19 protein-coding genes are annotated in these 15118 nt (G+C 70.8%); 16 read left to right on the top strand and 3 right to left on the bottom strand.

All coding sequences use genetic code 11. The annotated features are described in order from the left end of the window. The first annotated feature begins 8 nt into the window (after nt 1-8). The 12 genes from K1T34_RS03115 to K1T34_RS03060 all read left to right on the top strand — a co-directional run bounded on the left by K1T34_RS03115 (nt 9) and on the right by K1T34_RS03060 (nt 9473). The gene (locus tag K1T34_RS03115; protein ID WP_220242786.1) at nt 9-1358 is read left to right on the top strand and encodes a CNNM domain-containing protein; all 1350 of its coding nucleotides are present in this window, start codon (nt 9-11) and stop codon (nt 1356-1358) included. After that, the gene (locus K1T34_RS03110) at nt 1351-1686 is read left to right on the top strand and encodes a cytidine deaminase (RefSeq protein ID WP_220242785.1); all 336 of its coding nucleotides are present in this window, start codon (nt 1351-1353) and stop codon (nt 1684-1686) included. The genes K1T34_RS03115 and K1T34_RS03110 overlap by 8 nt, the downstream gene beginning before the upstream one ends. Next, nucleotides 1686-2585: a GTPase Era gene (gene era / locus K1T34_RS03105; RefSeq protein ID WP_220242784.1), complete on the top strand. Its 900-nt coding sequence runs from the start codon at nt 1686-1688 to the stop codon at nt 2583-2585. Before K1T34_RS03110 ends, era begins: the two co-directional genes overlap by 1 nt. A 61-nt stretch (nt 2586-2646) precedes the next feature. Further along, complete coding sequence (locus tag K1T34_RS03100; RefSeq protein ID WP_220242783.1) at nt 2647-3006, top strand: CD225/dispanin family protein; 360 nt, start codon at nt 2647-2649, stop codon at nt 3004-3006. Further along, nucleotides 3003-3452 carry a DUF2752 domain-containing protein gene (locus K1T34_RS03095; protein WP_220242782.1) on the top strand — a complete coding sequence of 150 codons (450 nt, stop codon included), beginning with the start codon at nt 3003-3005 and terminating at the stop codon, nt 3450-3452. The genes K1T34_RS03100 and K1T34_RS03095 overlap by 4 nt, the downstream gene beginning before the upstream one ends. A 195-nt stretch (nt 3453-3647) precedes the next feature. Further along, nucleotides 3648-4853 carry an RDD family protein gene (locus K1T34_RS03090; protein WP_255638275.1) on the top strand — a complete coding sequence of 402 codons (1206 nt, stop codon included), beginning with the start codon at nt 3648-3650 and terminating at the stop codon, nt 4851-4853. Between the two features lie 121 nt (nt 4854-4974). After that, nucleotides 4975-5436, top strand: a complete 462-nt coding sequence (locus K1T34_RS03085; RefSeq protein ID WP_220242781.1) for a CD225/dispanin family protein — start codon at nt 4975-4977, stop codon at nt 5434-5436. Between the two features lie 57 nt (nt 5437-5493). Continuing rightward, nucleotides 5494-6255 carry a DNA repair protein RecO gene (gene recO, locus K1T34_RS03080; RefSeq protein WP_220242780.1) on the top strand — a complete coding sequence of 254 codons (762 nt, stop codon included), beginning with the start codon at nt 5494-5496 and terminating at the stop codon, nt 6253-6255. 43 nt (nt 6256-6298) lie between these two features. After that, the gene (locus K1T34_RS03075) at nt 6299-7135 is read left to right on the top strand and encodes an isoprenyl transferase (RefSeq protein WP_220242779.1); all 837 of its coding nucleotides are present in this window, start codon (nt 6299-6301) and stop codon (nt 7133-7135) included. Next, complete coding sequence (locus K1T34_RS03070; protein WP_220242778.1) at nt 7132-7548, top strand: YbjN domain-containing protein; 417 nt, start codon at nt 7132-7134, stop codon at nt 7546-7548. Before K1T34_RS03075 ends, K1T34_RS03070 begins: the two co-directional genes overlap by 4 nt. A gap of 129 nt (nt 7549-7677) precedes the next feature. Next, nucleotides 7678-8697 carry a permease gene (locus K1T34_RS03065; RefSeq protein WP_220242777.1) on the top strand — a complete coding sequence of 340 codons (1020 nt, stop codon included), beginning with the start codon at nt 7678-7680 and terminating at the stop codon, nt 8695-8697. After that, nucleotides 8694-9473, top strand: coding sequence for a TIGR03943 family protein (locus K1T34_RS03060; RefSeq protein ID WP_220242776.1), 780 nt, complete (start codon nt 8694-8696; stop codon nt 9471-9473). The genes K1T34_RS03065 and K1T34_RS03060 overlap by 4 nt, the downstream gene beginning before the upstream one ends. A 6-nt stretch (nt 9474-9479) precedes the next feature. Here K1T34_RS03060 and K1T34_RS03055 read toward each other — a convergent pair whose 3' ends face one another. Then, a complete protein-coding gene (locus tag K1T34_RS03055) occupies nt 9480-9923 on the bottom strand; it encodes a Fur family transcriptional regulator (RefSeq protein ID WP_255638274.1) in 444 nt (147 codons plus the stop codon). A 2-nt stretch (nt 9924-9925) separates the two neighbouring features. Beyond that, entirely contained in the window at nt 9926-10327 is a 402-nt protein-coding gene (locus tag K1T34_RS03050) for a metalloregulator ArsR/SmtB family transcription factor (RefSeq protein WP_220242775.1), read from the bottom strand. Between the two features lie 280 nt (nt 10328-10607). On the opposite strand from K1T34_RS03050, the gene K1T34_RS03045 reads away from it, so the two are divergent. The 4 genes from K1T34_RS03045 to K1T34_RS03030 all read left to right on the top strand — a co-directional run bounded on the left by K1T34_RS03045 (nt 10608) and on the right by K1T34_RS03030 (nt 14577). Further along, entirely contained in the window at nt 10608-11717 is a 1110-nt protein-coding gene (locus K1T34_RS03045) for a hypothetical protein (protein ID WP_220242774.1), read from the top strand. 6 nt (nt 11718-11723) lie between these two features. Next, on the top strand, nt 11724-12362 hold the full coding sequence (locus tag K1T34_RS03040; protein WP_220242773.1) for a class F sortase: 639 nt from the start codon (nt 11724-11726) through the stop codon (nt 12360-12362). A 75-nt stretch (nt 12363-12437) separates the two neighbouring features. Next, on the top strand, nt 12438-13097 hold the full coding sequence (locus K1T34_RS03035) for a class F sortase (RefSeq protein ID WP_220242772.1): 660 nt from the start codon (nt 12438-12440) through the stop codon (nt 13095-13097). Between the two features lie 91 nt (nt 13098-13188). Next, nucleotides 13189-14577 (top strand): glycine--tRNA ligase, encoded by a 1389-nt coding sequence (locus tag K1T34_RS03030; protein ID WP_220246968.1) that lies wholly within the window; start codon nt 13189-13191, stop codon nt 14575-14577. Between the two features lie 122 nt (nt 14578-14699). Here the strand turns inward: K1T34_RS03030 and K1T34_RS03025 are convergent, their stop codons facing one another. Next, nucleotides 14700-15098 carry an Imm1 family immunity protein gene (locus K1T34_RS03025; protein WP_220242771.1) on the bottom strand — a complete coding sequence of 133 codons (399 nt, stop codon included), beginning with the start codon at nt 15096-15098 and terminating at the stop codon, nt 14700-14702. Between the last annotated feature and the right edge of the window lie 20 nt (nt 15099-15118).

The raw sequence follows: 15118 nt of genomic DNA, 5'->3' as shown, positions 1-15118 counted from the left end.
CAGCGATCATGGGCAGTCCCACGGCACAGCTCGTCGTCGCGGTGGCGCTCGTGCTGCTGGCCGGGGTGTTCGCGGCCGCCGACGCGGCCGTCAGCACCGTCTCGCAGGCCCGCACCGAAGGGCTCGTGCGCATCGGCCGGGCCGGTGCGCGCCAGCTCGCCGCCGTCGTCGCCGAACGCCGCCGCCACATCAACCTGCTCCTGCTGCTGCGCCTCGGCTGCGAGCTCACGGCCACGGTGCTCGTCACCGTGTCGTTCCTCGCCTGGTTCGGCAAGCTGTGGCTCGCCGTGCTCGTCTCCGCCGTGGTGATGGTGGTGGTGAGCTACGTGCTCATCGGCGTCGGCCCGCGCACCATCGGCCGCCAGCACCCCTACCGCGTCGGCACGATCGTCGCCGGGCCCGTGCGGGTCCTCGGCTTGATCCTCGGCCCGCTCTCGCGGCTGCTGATCGTGATCGGTAACGCGATCACCCCCGGTCAGGGCTTCCGCGAAGGCCCGTTCACCTCCGAAGTCGAGCTGCGCGAGCTGGTCGACCTCGCGCAGGAACGCGGCGTGGTCGAGGACTCCGAGCGCGAGATGATCCACTCGGTGTTCGAGCTGGGCGACACGGTCGCGCGCGAGGTGATGGTGCCGCGCACCGAGATCGTGTGGATCGAGCGCACCAAGACCGTGCGCCAGGCGCTCGCGCTCGCGTTGCGCACCGGGTTCACGCGCGTGCCGGTGATCGACGAGTCCGTGGACGACATCGTCGGCGTGGTCAACATCAAGGACCTGATGCCGGCGTACATGGACCCGGACGGCCCGAGCACGGTCGTGGACCAGGTGATGAACCCGGCGAGCTTCGTGCCCGACTCCAAGCGGCTCGACGACCTGCTCAAGGAGATGCAGCTCACCCACAACCACGTGGCGATCGCGGTCGACGAGTACGGCGGCACCGCGGGCCTGCTGACCATCGAGGACATCCTCGAGGAGATCGTCGGCGAGATCACCGACGAGTCCGACACCGACGAGCGGCCCGACGTCGAGGAGCTCGAGGGCGGCGCGGTGCGCGTGTCGTCGCGCCTGAGCGTCGACGACCTCGGTGAGCTCTTCGGCATCGACCTCGAAGACCACGACGTGGAGACCGTGGGCGGGCTGCTCGCGGAACGACTGGGTAGGGTCCCCCTTCCGGGGGCCGAAGCCGAGGTCGCCGGTCTTCGGCTGTTCGCCGAAGGGGGCAAGGACCGCCGGGGCCGCATGCGGATCACGTCGGTCGTCGTCCACCCGGCCGACGCGGACGCCGTGACCGAGTCCGGCACGCGCCGGCGCACCCGGGTGCCCCAGCCCGAAGAACGCGACAGGAGAGTCGAACATGCCTGACCTCGACGCCGAGGACCAGAAGCTCATCACGCTGGCCCGGTCGTCGCGCGCCCGCGTCGGCGCCGAGGAGGGCGCGGCCGTGCGCGACACCGACGGCCGGACGTACACCGCGGTGACCGTCGACCAGCCCTCGTTCAAGCTCACGGCCGTGCAGGCCGCCGTGGCCGCCGCGCTGTCGAGCGGCGCCGAAGGGCTCGAGGCGGCGGCCGTGGTGACGGGTGACGTGCTGGTGCAGGAGGCCTCGGTGCACGCCGTGCGTGACGTCGCGAAGACCGCGCCGATCATCCTGGCCGACCCGACGGGTGACGTCGTCGAGGTGCTGCGCTGATGGCCGACGCGCACCGCTCCGGCTTCGCGTGCTTCGTCGGGAGGCCCAACGCGGGCAAGTCGACGCTCACGAACGCGCTTGTGGGCTCGAAGGTCGCCATCACCTCCAGCAAGCCGCAGACGACCCGGCACGCGATCCGCGGCATCGTGCACCGCGAGGACGCGCAGCTGGTCATCATCGACACGCCCGGCCTGCACCGCCCGCGCACGCTGCTCGGGCAGCGGCTCAACGACGTGGTGCACGAGACGTGGTCCGAAGTGGACGTCGTCGGGTTCTGCGTGCCCGCCAACGAAAAGATCGGCCCCGGGGACAAGTTCATCGCCGCGGAGCTGACGAAGATCGCGCGGCGTACGCCAGTGATCGGCGTGGTGACCAAGACCGACCTGGTGAAGCCCGAGCAGGTGGCCGAGCAGCTGCTGGCGCTGCAGGGCGTGATGGAGTTCGCCGACCTCGTGCCGGTGTCCGCTGTGGACGGTTTCCAGGTGCAGACGGTGGCCGACCTGCTCGTGGCGCGGCTGCCGGAGGGCCCGCAGCTCTACCCGGGCGGCGAGCTCACCGACGAGCCCGAGATGACGCTCGTGGCCGAGCTGATCCGCGAGGCCGCGCTCGAAGGCGTGCGCGACGAGCTGCCGCACTCCATCGCCGTGACGGTGGAGGAGATGCTGCCGCGCGAAGGCCGCGACGACCTCGTGGACGTGCACGCGTTCCTGTACGTGGAGCGGCCCAGCCAGAAGGGCATCATCCTCGGGCACAAGGGTGAACGCCTGCGTGAGGTCGGAGCCGCGGCCCGCAAGCAGATCGAGGGGCTGCTGGGTTCGAAGGTGTACCTCGACTTGCACATCAAGGTGGCCAAGGACTGGCAGCGCGACCCGAAGCAGCTGCGCCGCCTCGGCTTTTGAGCGGCGGCCGCGGGAGGTAGCGTCAGTACCCTCAGCGCACTACGGACAGCAGGGGGACGCGATGACCGGCCCGTACCCGCCACCCGGCGGGCAGTACCCGCCGCCTCCCGGCGGCCCGTACTACTACGGCGGCCCGCAGCCGAACTTCCCGCCGCCGCCGGACAACCGGCTCGTGTGGGGGATCCTCACCACGATCTTCTGCTGCCTGCCGCTCGGGATCGTCTCCATCGTGAAGGCCAATGAGGTCAACTCCCTGTGGTACCAGGGCCGCTTCGCCGAAGCGCAGCACGCCGCGGACCAGGCGGGCAAGTGGGCCATGTGGTCGGCGTTGGCGATTCCCATCGGCATCGTGGCGTACCTGCTGGTGGTGCTGTTCGTGTTCCTGATCGCGGGCACGTCCGCCGGGTTCTGGTCGTCGTGAGCACCGTCTACACGGGAATCCCGGTGCGGGGCGCGCGAGCCACGGCGCGAGCGCTGGCAGGGCCGGCGGCCGTGGTCGCGGGGCTCGGCGTGTGCTGCGCCGCCGTGTGGCTAGGAGATCCGACGACGCCGGGCGGGCCGTTGCCGGTGTGCCCCACCAAGTTCCTCTTCGGTATCGACTGTCCGGGTTGCGGCGGTATGCGGATGGCCTACAGCCTCATGCACGGCGACCTCGCCGGCGCCGTGCACTACAACGCGGTGGCGCTCGTGTTCGTGGCGCTGTTCGCATGGAGCGGTGTCGCGTGGACCGTCGGGCGGCTGCGCGGACGGGCGGTTCGGTCGTGGCTGCACTGGCGCCGCACGCCGCTCGTGGTGGCGGTGGTGTTCGCGATCTGGTTCGTGGTGCGGAACCTGCCTTTCGCGCCGTTCACCGGTTTGTCGGTCTGAGTTTTCCTTCTGCCGGAACCGTCTTCGCTTCCCGTTCGTCGTACGGGTTTCGGGTCGCCACCCGGTGCGGACGCCTAGCTGGGCCGACCTCGTCCGGACCAGGTACGCTCCCGCGCACCGGCCCGTCCTCATCGGACTCGGCCGGTTCTCGCGTGCCACCGCGCGCGGGTCAGGACGAGCGAGGGGGAGAACACGATGACCGATCCCTACGGCCGGCCCATGGGGCAGCCGCAGGGCCAGCCGCCCTTCGGACAACCTGGTTCAGGGCAGCAGCCGTTCGGCACACCCGGCGGCTTCGGCCAGCAACCGCCCTCGGGCGGGTTCCCCCAGCAACCCGGCGGTTTCGGGCAACAGCCCGGTTTCGGGCAACCAGGTCAGGCGCAGCCGGGCTTCGGTCAACCGGACGCGCAGGGCCAGCCGGGCTTCGGACAGCCCGGTTTCGGTCAGCCGCCCGCCGGTGGTTTCGGTCAGCCGCCCGCGTTCGGGCAACCCGGTGGGTTCGGTCAGCCGAACCCGTACGGCCCGCCCGGCGGCGCCTACGCGAACTGGGGCCAGCGCGCCGGCGCCTACCTGATCGACTTCGGGCCGTTCCTCGCCGCCATCATCATCGCCTTGCTGGTCTCGATCGCCTCGGGGAGCGCCGGGGCGATCATCTACGGGCTCGCGATCTTCGGGAACATCGGCTGGCAGATCTACAACCGCTGGATCACGGCCGGAAACACGGGACAGTCGCTCGGCAAGCGCGTCGTCGGCATCAAGCTCGTCAGCGAGGCCACCGGCCAGCCCATCGGCGCCGGCATGGCGTTCCTGCGCGACCTCGCACACGTCCTCGACGGCTTCCTCTGCTCCCTCGGTTACCTGTGGCCGCTGTGGGACGACAAGTCCCAGACGTTCTCGGACAAGATCGTCGGCACGATCGTGGTGCCCGCCGACGCGGCGCCCGCGGGCCAGTTCGGGCAGCCGGGCTTCGGCCAGCAGCAGCCCTTCGGCGGCGGGTTCCCGCCCGCCGGGCAGCAGCCGGGCGGGTTCGCCCAGCAGCCCGCCGGGTTCGCCCAGCAGCCCGCCGGGTTCGGGCAGCAGCCGAGCGGGTTCGGCGCGCAGCCCGGGTTCGGGCAGCCGGGTCAGGCGCCGTCGGGTGGTTTCGGCCAGCCGGGTGCCCCGGCCAGTGGCGGGTTCGCGCAGCCGGGCGCCGAGTCGCCGGGCGCGACCGCGTTCGAGCAGGCCGAGCCCACGCAGATGCTCAAGCCGGGCGGCGCTGCCCAGCCCGAGAGCGGTGCGTTCGACGGAGCCGAGCGCACGCAGATGCTGCAGCCGGGTTCGCCGGTCGCGGAAGCGCCCGCGCAGCCCGAAGAGACGCAGAAGATCCAGCCGGGCGAGTTCGGCCAGCCGCCGCAGCATTGACCCGCGAAGCCGCTGCACCGATCGACAGCGCCGGGCCACGGCTTCGATCGGGCAGGGGTGCGGACGAAGACCCGCGGCGGGGGGAGCTCGCCGGAAGCACGAGGAGTTTGGGGAACCAGTCATGACCAATCCGTACGGTCAGCCTCAGCCGCAGCCGCCCTACGGCCAGCAGCCGTCCGGCCCGATGCCGACGCCGTATGGCCAGCAAGGCCAGTACGGCCAGCAGGGTCAGTACGGCCAGCAGGCGCCGTTCGGGCAGCCCGGCTTCGGCCCCGGCATGGGGATGCCGCCGGGCGGCGACATCAACGCCATCAAGGAGTACAAGGGCTGGGCGATCGGCTGCATCTTCCTGATGTGGATCCTCGCGATCTTCGCGATCATGAAGTCCAACGAGGTCCGCACCTTCAAGATGCAGGGCAACTACGCGATGGCCCAGCAGGCGTCGCAGACCACGAAGACGCTGTGCCTGATCGCCACGATCGTCGGCGGCATCGGCTACGCCCTCGCGATCACGTTCCTGATCATCGGGATCGTCGCTGCGACCACGGTCAGCACGTACTGCACCGGCTACTACGGCTGCTGACGCGCTGAACCAGGGTGTCTCCGCCCCGGCATCGCCCGGAAGTGGGACGATGTCGGGGTGGTGAACCTCTACCGCGACACCGGAGTGGTGCTGCGCACGCACAAGCTGGGTGAGGCCGACCGGATCATCACCCTGCTGACCCGCCGGCACGGGAAGGTCCGTGCCGTGGCCAAGGGCGTGCGCCGCACCTCGTCGCGGTTCGGGGCCCGGCTGGAGCCCTTCGGGCACGTGGACGTGCAGTTCTACACCGGCCGCACGCTCGACGTGATCACCCAGGTCGAGACCGTGGACGCGTTCGCGCTGCCGCTGGTCGCCGACTACCAGCGCTACACCGCGGCCAGCGCGATCGCCGAGACCGCCGACCGGCTCTCGGCCGAAGAGGGCGAGCCGGTCCTCAAGCTGTACCTGCTGGTCGTGGGCGCGTTGCGCGCACTCGCGGGCGGTGAACGCGACGCCTCTCTCGTCCTCGACGCGTTTTTCCTGCGGGCCATGGCCTACGCCGGCTGGGCGCCCGCCATCACCGAGTGCGCCCGCTGCGGCCTGCCCGGCCCGCACGCCGCGTTCAACGTGGCCGCCGGCGGCTCGATGTGCCCGGACTGCCGCATCGCCGGTTCCGTGCACCCCGCGCCCGAGGTGCTCACCCTGCTCGAGGCCCTGTTGCACGGCGAATGGCCGGTGGCGGAGGCCTCGCACGGCGTGACCCGGCGTGACGCGTCGGGCCTGGTGGCGGCTCACCTGCAGTGGCACCTCGAACGCCAGCTGCGTTCGCTTCCACTGGTCGAACGGCGTGCCCGGGAGACCGTGACACCGGCCAAGTAGGGTCTTGCGCGTAGGAAATTTTCACTCTTCCAGGAGGCGCGAAGTGCTGCGCAGGGGACGCGAGGTCCGGGCGTCGGGGTACGAGCTGCGGGCACCGGATCCGCACCCGTCGGGAGCCAGGCCACCGGAGATCCCGAAGGATCTCGTGCCGAAGCACGTGGCGCTGGTGATGGACGGCAACGGGCGCTGGGCCAACCAGCGCGGCCTGCCCCGCATCGAGGGTCACAAGCGCGGCGAGGCCGTGATGATCGACGTCGCCAGCGGCGCCGTCGAGCTCGGCGTGAAATGGCTTTCGGTCTACGCGTTCTCCACGGAGAACTGGAAGCGCAGCCCGGAGGAGGTGCGTTTCCTCATGGGCTTCAACCGCGACACCATCCGGCGCCAGGTCGACTACCTTGGCTCGATCGGCGTGCGCATCCGCTGGGCGGGGCGCCGGCCGAAGCTGTGGGCCAGCGTGATCAAGGAGCTGCAGGTCGCGGAAGAGAAGACCAAGAACAACACGGCGCTGAACATGACGATGTGCGTCAACTACGGCGGGCGCGCGGAGCTGGGTGACGCGATGCGCCGGATCGCCCAGGACGTGGTCGAGGGCAAGCTCAAGGCCGACAAGATCGACGAGCGCACGATCGCGAAGTACCTGTACCAGCCCGAAATGCCCGACGTCGACCTGTTCCTGCGGCCCTCGGGCGAGCAGCGCACGTCGAACTTCATGCTGTGGCAGTCGGCGTACGCGGAGATGGTCTTCCAGGACACGCTCTTCCCCGACTTCGACCGCACGCACCTGTGGAACGCCTGCCTCGAGTTCGCCAAGCGCGACCGCCGGTTCGGTGCCGCGGTCGACCAGGCGGAAGCCGAGCGCGCGGCCGGGGAAGCGTCGTGAGCACCTCGGAGGCCGCCGAAACGGCGGCGCTGCTCGGGCTCGCACGCGAGGCCCTCGAGCGCTACCTCGACGTCAACGTGGACGACGACGGCGCGATCACCTTCCGCCACGCCGAGGTCCCGTGCGTCATCCAGGCCACGCGCCTGGCCGACGGGCTCACGGTGCTGAGCCTGACCTGTGTGGTGGCGTGGGATCTGCCGGACAACCCGGCGATCGCCGTCGCCGTGGCCGAACGCGCGGGGCAGGGCCTGTTCGGCACGCTCGGCGTCGGGCACACCGACAGCGGAGTCGACGTGACGCTGCGCTACGCGTTCCCGGCCGAGGGCATGGACCCGTCGGCGCTGGGCACGTTGCTGATGCTCGTGGTCTCGACCGCGTCGCAGCTGCGGACGGAACTGCCGGGTCTGGACTGAGGTTCGCGCCCGGCTTGTCCGATTGACGGGGGCGCGAACGGCGGATTCGGGCCGAAACCGGTCCGAGTGGTCCCCTCGTGCTGTGTCCCGCTGGGATCGGGCGGGCCCGGGCTGGCATCATCGGGCCTCGTGAAAACCCTTGTCGACAACGCGCCCGAGCAGAAGCGGCGCGCGCGGCGGATCCGGGTCAGCTCGATCGAGATCCTCTGCGCGGTGCTGCTCGTCGCGATCCTCGCGCAGGGCCGGTTGCAGGACCTGTTCGACGTGCCCGCGCTGCGCACCGGCTCCACGGTGTTCGTCGCCGTGTGCGTGCAGGCGCTGCCGTTCCTCGTGCTCGGCGTGCTGATCAGCGGTGCGATCGCCGCGTTCGTGCCCGCGCGGGTGCTGGAACGCGTGCTGCCCAAGCGCGCGAGCGCGGCGGTGGGGGTCGCCGGGCTCGCCGGCGTCGCGCTGCCCGGGTGCGAGTGCGCGTCCGTGCCGGTGGCGCGGCGGCTGATCGGCCAGGGGGTCGCGCCGGCCGCGGCGCTCACGTTCCTGCTGGCGGCGCCCGCGGTGAACCCGGTCGTGCTGGTGGCCACGGCGGTCGCGTTCCCCGGGCGGCCGGAGATGGTGCTGGCGCGGTTCCTGGGCTCGCTCGCGACGTCGATGGTGATGGGCTGGATCTGGGCCCGCTGGGGCAAGCTCTCGTGGATCACCGAACGCGCGCTGCGGCGGCTGCCCGACGTCGAGCCGGGGCAACGCTGGAAGGTCTTCGCGGAGACCGCGCGCACGGATCTCGTTGAGGCAGGCGGATTTCTGGTCTTGGGCGCGCTGATCTCGGCGACGCTCAACGTGCTCGTGCCCGCGAAGTGGTTCGGGGTGCTGGCGGACCAGGTCGTGGTCGGCGTGATCGTGATGGCGGTGCTGGCCGTGGTGCTCGCGCTGTGCAGTGAGGCCGACGCGTTCGTGGCCGCTTCGCTGACCGCGGTGCCGCTGCTGCCGAAGCTGGTGTTCCTCGTGGTCGGCCCGGCGATCGACGTGAAGCTGTTCGCGCTGCAGGCCGGCACGTTCGGGAAGTCGTTCGCGGTGCGGTTCGCGCCGGCGACGTTCGTGGTCGCCCTCGCGTGCGGCACGGTCGTGGGCGCGCTGCTGCTGGGTGGTGCGCGATGAGGCGCGAGACGCAGAACGTGCTGCTGATCCTCCTTGGCGGGGCGCTGGTGAAGATCGCGGTGAACGGCGACTACCTGCGTTACGTCAAACCCGCGCAGCAGCCGTGGATCATCGCGGGCGGCGTGGTGATGCTGGTGCTCGGCACGGTCGCGATCCTGCGTGACCTCGTGGCGGCGCGGGCCGCGGCGAAGGCGGCGGCGCTCGAGTCCGAGACAGCCGGCCACGAAGCCTCTGAAGGACACGACCACGTCGACGACGGCCACGGGCACGCCCATTCGGCGCGCTCGGCCTGGCTGCTGGTGGTGCCCGTGCTCGCGGTGTTCCTGGTGGCCCCACCCGCGCTCGGCGCCGACTCGGTCACGCGCACCACGGCTCGCGTGCCGCAGAGTGCCGCGACCACGTCGGCGGCCGCGTTCCCGCCGTTGCCGGCGGGCAAGGTCGTGGAGCTGGCGATGAACGAGGTCGTCACGCGCGCGGGCTGGGATTCCAGCGGGACGATGAACGGCCGGACCATCGGCATGTCCGGGTTCGTCGTGCACGAGGGCAGCACCACGCTGCTGGCGCGTCTGGTGATCAGCTGCTGCGCCGCCGACGCGGCACCCGTCACCGTGCACCTGAAGGGCGGGGCCGCCGACCGGTTCCCGAGCGACACGTGGCTGCGGGTCACCGGACAGGTCGTGCCGGGCACGGCCAACGAGAACAACTCATACACGCCCGATTTCGTGCCCGCGACCGTCGAGCGGATCGACGAGCCGAAGGACCCCTACGAGTACTGAGCGACCTCAGCTCGCGTGCTCGGCGCAGGTGCCCGTGATCTCCACGGTGTGGCTGATGTCGGAGAACCCGTGCTCGGAGGCGATCTTCTCGGCCCAGCGCTCCACGGCGGGGCCCTCGACCTCCACCGTGCGCCCGCACACGCGGCACACCAGGTGATGGTGGTGGTGCGTGGAGCAGCGGCGGTAAATGGCCTCGCCGGAGTCGGTGCGCAGCACGTCGATCTCGCCGGCCTCCGAAAGCGACTGCAGCGTGCGGTACACGGTGGTCAGGCCGATGCCGTCGCCCCGCTTGCGCAGCTCGTCGTGCAGCTCCTGCGCGGAGCGGAAGTCGTCGACCGTGTTGAGCAGGTCGACGACCGCCGTGCGCTGCTTGGTCGAGCGGCGCCCGGGCACGGGGGCGGAGTTGGGGGTGGGGGCCGGTGGAGGCGCCGAGTGGGGGGTCGAGGTCATGGTCACTTCCCTTCCTGCACGTGGGCGACCGCGTCGACGACGATGTGGGCCAGGTGGTCGTCCACCAGGCGGTACACGACTTCCCGGCCCCGGCGTTCGCCCTGCACCACACCCGCCGTCTTCAGCACCCGCAGGTGCTGGCTGATCAGCGGCTGAGCGACGTCGAGGGCGTCCACCAGCTCGTGGACGCACCGGTCGGCCTCGCGCAGCTGCAGCACGATGGCGATCCGGACGGGGGCGGCGAGCGCGCGCAGCAGGTCGCCGGCGTCGGCGAGCGCGGCGCCCGACGGACCTAGCGGACCTGCCGAGGGACCGGAAGCCTCGAGCGGGCCGGCCGGCGCCGTCGCCGGATCACCGGACGTGCCGGTGCCGGCCGAAAGAGCGCCCGTGCTGGCCGGTGCCATCGTTGCCTCCCCTTGCGCGCGAAGCCACCGGACGAGCCGGCGGGTTCCGAAGTCGGATGTCATTGTCGACAACGGTCACGGTCATCGTAGTGTTCCCCTCAGTCGCCCCTGTCGGTCACCGGTCACTCACACCAGTCTCACCCGATCGGGTGAGTTCGTCAGGAATCGGCACTTCGGCTTCGCAACCGGTGGCCGACGGTGCAAGGTTGGCGTGGGGCGTTTCGTCGCTTCTCGTACGCTGACGATCCGCCCGAATCGAGGCGGAGGCAGTGGGGAGACAATGACTCGTTTCGTTACGAAGGCAGCGATCCTGGCGGTGGCGGCGTTGCCCGCGCTCGCTCCGGTGGCAGCTGCCCAGACGACGCAGACCGTGAAGGCCGTCGACGAGAAGACCGGTCCCGTGTCGTTCGCCAACGTGGCGTCGGTGCGGCTGGGCTCCGACCCGCAGCACGGCGGCTCGCTGATCACCGAGACGCAGCGTTCACCGCTCACCCCCGGCCAGTCGAAGCTTTCGGCCGACCGCGTGGCCGTGCCGAAGAACGACGGCGAGAGCTCGACGTTCGGCGGCAACTGGGAGGTCGACCTCGGCAAGTTCGGCGCCGCGGCCACGAGCCCCTACCCGGCCGGGATCGCGAGCCGCGACCACAACGTCGTCGCCGCCCTCCAGGCCACGAACGTGCCGACGGCCGTCGCCGAGACCAACTACGCCCTGCGCGACAACGCTCGCAGCAAGGCGCGCCCGGTCGACAACACGATGCTGGTGCTGGAAAGCGCGCGCAGCGCCGCCGACTGCTCGGCCCCGAACAAGGCCACCGGCACCACCACACTCACCCGGCTCTGGGTGCGCGGAGAGGACGACACGCTCAAGCAGGTCGCGATGCCCGCGGGCGCGGCCTCGCTGAGCGTGAAGAACCTGCGCATGGGCGCCCCCAGGGTCATCGACGGGGCCGACCCCACCAAGTCGCTCTCGGACGTCGTGGTGTCCCGCGTGTCCTCGTTCGACCAGCTGATCAGGCAGGACGGCTGGCGCAACGGCGACGTCACGGCTCAGGCCGGCTGGCGCGTCGACGTGACCACCCACGTGCGCGACGATGCGGGTGAGACGCTGCCGGACGTGAGCACCACGCTGGTGCTCGGCGGCGTGAGCTGCTCGATCCCGAAGAACTTCGTCGCCGTGTCCGGTGGCAGCGGCAACGGCAACGGCGCGACCGCGACGCAGCCGCCGGTGCCCACCGAGGTCCCCGCCGGTTACCTCGGCACGACCGCGGCCGCCCCGTCGAGCGACTACCGGCTGCCGCTGGGCCTCGGCCTGCTGGTCGCCGGCCTGGTGTTCGGCGGGCTCGCGATCGGGCTGGGCCGCAGGCGCACGGCGCGCTCGCGCGGCGAGTAGGTCCGCGTGCTGCGCACCGCGCTGACCGTCGTGTCGGCAGTGGTTGCCGTGCTCGCGCTGGCCGCGGGCGTGGTCGTGCTGACCTGGGGGCCCGCGCCTGTGCCCGCCGCCGCGGCGGAACCCCCACCCGGCTCGCTGCCGGGTGAAGACGGCGCGCCCGCCGAGCTGCCCGCGGACGGCGCCGCGGTCGGCGTGCAGCGCCCCGGCAGTATCCGGCTGCCCGACGGGTCCGAGGCCCGGCTCGTGCGCACCGAGGTGACGCGCGACGGGATCCTGCCGATCCCGCGAGGCCTCGGCGACGCCGCCTGGTGGGGCGCGCGCCTCGGCGCGAAGCAGGGTGCGGCCGTGCTGTCCGGTCACGTGAACTGGGCCGGCACGAAGGGACCGTTCGACGACCTGTGGCGAGTGCGCACGGGCGACAACGTGAGCATCGTCGACTCCTCGGGCGGGCGCTGGCTCTACCGCGTGACCGGTGCGGCAACCCTGCGCAAGGAGCAGCTCCCGGAGCAGGCGCCGCAGTGGTTCGCGCAGACCGGGCCGCACCGGCTGGTGCTCGTGACGTGCGGTGGCGACTACATCGGCGGCACCGAGGGCTACGACGAGAACCGCATCGTCACGGCGAACCTGGTTTCGCGTCCGGACTGAGCACGATCGGGTGCAACCCCGGCCGCGTCCCGCGGCATGTCTTCCTGCGCACGACACACCGGAGCAGGGAGCACGATGCAAGGGACACAGGAACGGCCCGCGAGGACCAAGTGGGTACTGGCCGCCGTCGGGGCCGTGGTGGTGGCGGCGCTCGTCGCCGCCCTCCTGATTTTCACGGGAAAGAATGAACCCGGTCTCGCCAGCGGCGCGGCCTCGGTACCGGTACCGGTACCGGCGGCGGGCGCGGGGGCTGCGCAGCAGTCGGCGCAGAAGCAGGCCGACCCGGGGCAGACGCCTGGCACCGTGCTGCTGCCCGGTGGGGGAACGGCGAAGCTCGTGCAGGAACCCGTGGGTGACGACGGCGCGCTGGTGATCCCGCAGAGCCTCGCCGAGGCCGCGTGGTGGGGCTCGGGACTGGGGGCCGATCAAGGCGTCACGCTCTTCTCCGGCCACGTGAACTGGAAGGGCCGCACCGGGCCGTTCGACCAGCTGTGGCAGGTCGAGCAGGGCCAGACGGTGACGGTCACCGACACCGCGGGGGGCAAGTGGAACTACCGCGTCGACGAGGTCCGCACGATCCACAAGTCCGGGCTCGCCGCGGAGTCCGCGAAGCTGTTTTCCCCGGACGGGCCCCACAAACTGGTGCTCGTGACGTGCGGTGGCGACTACGTCGGCGGCACCGAGGGCTACGACGACAACCGGGTCGTCACAGCGTCGCTGACAGGCCGGCCCTGAGCCCTGCTCACCTCGCCGGAAGCACCGCGGGGGTGGCCGGATACGCTGAACCTCCTAGTCCAACCGTCCCCGCATGCGTCCGGAGCGTGGAGTGCCCGCCAACACCATCGAAACCGTCGTCAGTCTGTGCAAGCGCCGTGGCTTCGTCTTCCCGTCGGGAGAGATCTACGGCGGCACCAGGTCGGCGTGGGACTACGGGCCTCTCGGCGTGGAGCTGAAGGACAACATCAAGCGCCAGTGGTGGAAGACCATGGTGCAGGGCCGCGAAGACGTCGTCGGTCTCGACTCGTCCGTGATCCTTCCGCGCCAGGTCTGGGTCGCCTCGGGTCACGTGAACGTGTTCACCGACCCGCTGATCGAGTGCCTCCACTGCCACAAGCGCTTCCGCGCCGACCAGCTCGCCGAGGACTACGAAGGCCGCACCGGCAAGGCGACGTCGGAGGACGACCTGTCCGACGTGCCGTGCCCCAACTGCGGCACGCGCGGCAAGTACACCGCGCCGCGCGACTTCAACATGATGCTCAAGACCTACCTCGGCCCGGTCGAATCCGAAGAAGGCCTGCACTACCTCCGCCCGGAGACCGCGCAGGGCATCTTCGTGAACTTCCTCAACGTGCAGACGGCTTCGCGCAAGAAGCCGCCGTTCGGCATCGGCCAGGTCGGCAAGTCCTTCCGCAACGAGATCACGCCGGGCAACTTCATCTTCCGCACGCGCGAGTTCGAGCAGATGGAGATGGAGTTCTTCGTCGAGCCGGGCGAGGACGAGTGCTGGCACCAGTACTGGATCGACGAGCGCACCAAGTGGTACACGGACCTCGGCATCAAGCCGGAGAACCTGCGCCACTTCGAGCACCCCAAGGAAAAGCTCTCGCACTACGCGAAGCGCACCGTGGACATCGAGTACCGGTTCGACTTCAACGCGGGCCAGGAGTGGGGCGAGCTCGAGGGCATCGCCAACCGCACCGACTTCGACCTCACCACGCACTCGAACCACTCGGGCGTGGACCTGTCGTTCTTCGACCAGGCCTCCGGCCAGCGCTACCGCCCGTTCGTGATCGAGCCGGCGGCCGGTGTCGGCCGCTCGATGATGGCGTTCCTCGTCGACTCCTACGACGAGGAAGAGGTGCCCAACGCCAAGGGCGGCACCGACAAGCGCACCGTGCTGCACCTCGACCCGCGGCTCGCGCCGTTCAAGGCCGCGGTGCTGCCGCTCTCGCGCAACGCCGACCTCTCGCCCAAGGCGCGCGACCTCGCCGCGACCCTGCGCAAGCACTGGAACGTCGACTTCGACGACGCCCAGGCCATCGGCCGCCGCTACCGCCGCCAGGACGAGATCGGCACCCCGTACTGCGTCACCGTGGACTTCGACTCGCTCGAGGACCAGGCCGTCACGGTCCGCGAACGCGACAGCATGACCCAGGAACGCATCGCGATCGACAAGGTCGTGGACTACCTGGCGCCTCGCCTGCTCGGCTGCTGAAGCTTTTCGTACGCGGCCCTTCCCCGGTTTCTCGGGGGAGGGCCGTTGTGCGTTGTGGCTGCCCCTGACACCTGTCACGGTCACGACGTGACGCTGGGCCTGAGGCCCCGAAGAATCCGGTGTCAGACTTCCCGCCATGGCACGGTTTCCGGCAGCTTTCCGGTGCGCACGAATTGCTGGACGGCTGCGACCACCTGGGCGATGGGCAGTCCTGTCCCGGCGGAGAAGTCGGCGTCGCCTGGCGCGGCAGGCGACGCCGGGTCGCCGTCGGTGACGACGAATGTCGCGTCATCGGCGTATTGCAGGTAACCCCAGCCGTCGCGAATGGCGACGTCCAGCACCCACGGTTTCGTTGCGCAGGTTTGTTCCCGCATCGCGACCGCGACCTTTATCTCGACGTGGGTGGCCAGACGGCTCACTCGGCGCGACAGACCGTTGAGCCGGACGAAGTTTTCCACCTTGCCGTAGAACTCGTCGCCCTTGCCGCTGGCCATCGGCACCGCCGCGCCGTCGCTGCGCACCCACTCCCCGGAAGCTTCAC

Origin of the sequence: Amycolatopsis sp. DSM 110486, from assembly GCF_019468465.1 — a bacterium.
Taxonomy (GTDB): domain Bacteria; phylum Actinomycetota; class Actinomycetes; order Mycobacteriales; family Pseudonocardiaceae; genus Amycolatopsis.
This window is presented reverse-complemented; position numbering and strand designations above follow the sequence as displayed.

Excerpts from the sequence above, each read along its gene's own strand:
- K1T34_RS03090 (WP_255638275.1), top strand. The coding sequence starts at position 3,648 with ATGACCGATCCCTACGGCCGGCCCATGGGGCAGCCGCAGGGCCAGCCG.
- K1T34_RS03045 (WP_220242774.1), top strand. The coding sequence starts at position 10,608 with ATGACTCGTTTCGTTACGAAGGCAGCGATCCTGGCGGTGGCGGCGTTG.
- K1T34_RS03110 (WP_220242785.1), top strand. The coding sequence starts at position 1,351 with ATGCCTGACCTCGACGCCGAGGACCAGAAGCTCATCACGCTGGCCCGG.
- era (WP_220242784.1), top strand. The coding sequence starts at position 1,686 with ATGGCCGACGCGCACCGCTCCGGCTTCGCGTGCTTCGTCGGGAGGCCC.
- K1T34_RS03085 (WP_220242781.1), top strand. The coding sequence starts at position 4,975 with ATGACCAATCCGTACGGTCAGCCTCAGCCGCAGCCGCCCTACGGCCAG.
- K1T34_RS03050 (WP_220242775.1), bottom strand. The coding sequence starts at position 10,327 with ATGGCACCGGCCAGCACGGGCGCTCTTTCGGCCGGCACCGGCACGTCC.
- K1T34_RS03035 (WP_220242772.1), top strand. The coding sequence starts at position 12,438 with ATGCAAGGGACACAGGAACGGCCCGCGAGGACCAAGTGGGTACTGGCC.
- K1T34_RS03055 (WP_255638274.1), bottom strand. The coding sequence starts at position 9,923 with ATGACCTCGACCCCCCACTCGGCGCCTCCACCGGCCCCCACCCCCAAC.
- K1T34_RS03100 (WP_220242783.1), top strand. The coding sequence starts at position 2,647 with ATGACCGGCCCGTACCCGCCACCCGGCGGGCAGTACCCGCCGCCTCCC.
- K1T34_RS03060 (WP_220242776.1), top strand. The coding sequence starts at position 8,694 with ATGAGGCGCGAGACGCAGAACGTGCTGCTGATCCTCCTTGGCGGGGCG.
- K1T34_RS03115 (WP_220242786.1), top strand. The coding sequence starts at position 9 with ATGGGCAGTCCCACGGCACAGCTCGTCGTCGCGGTGGCGCTCGTGCTG.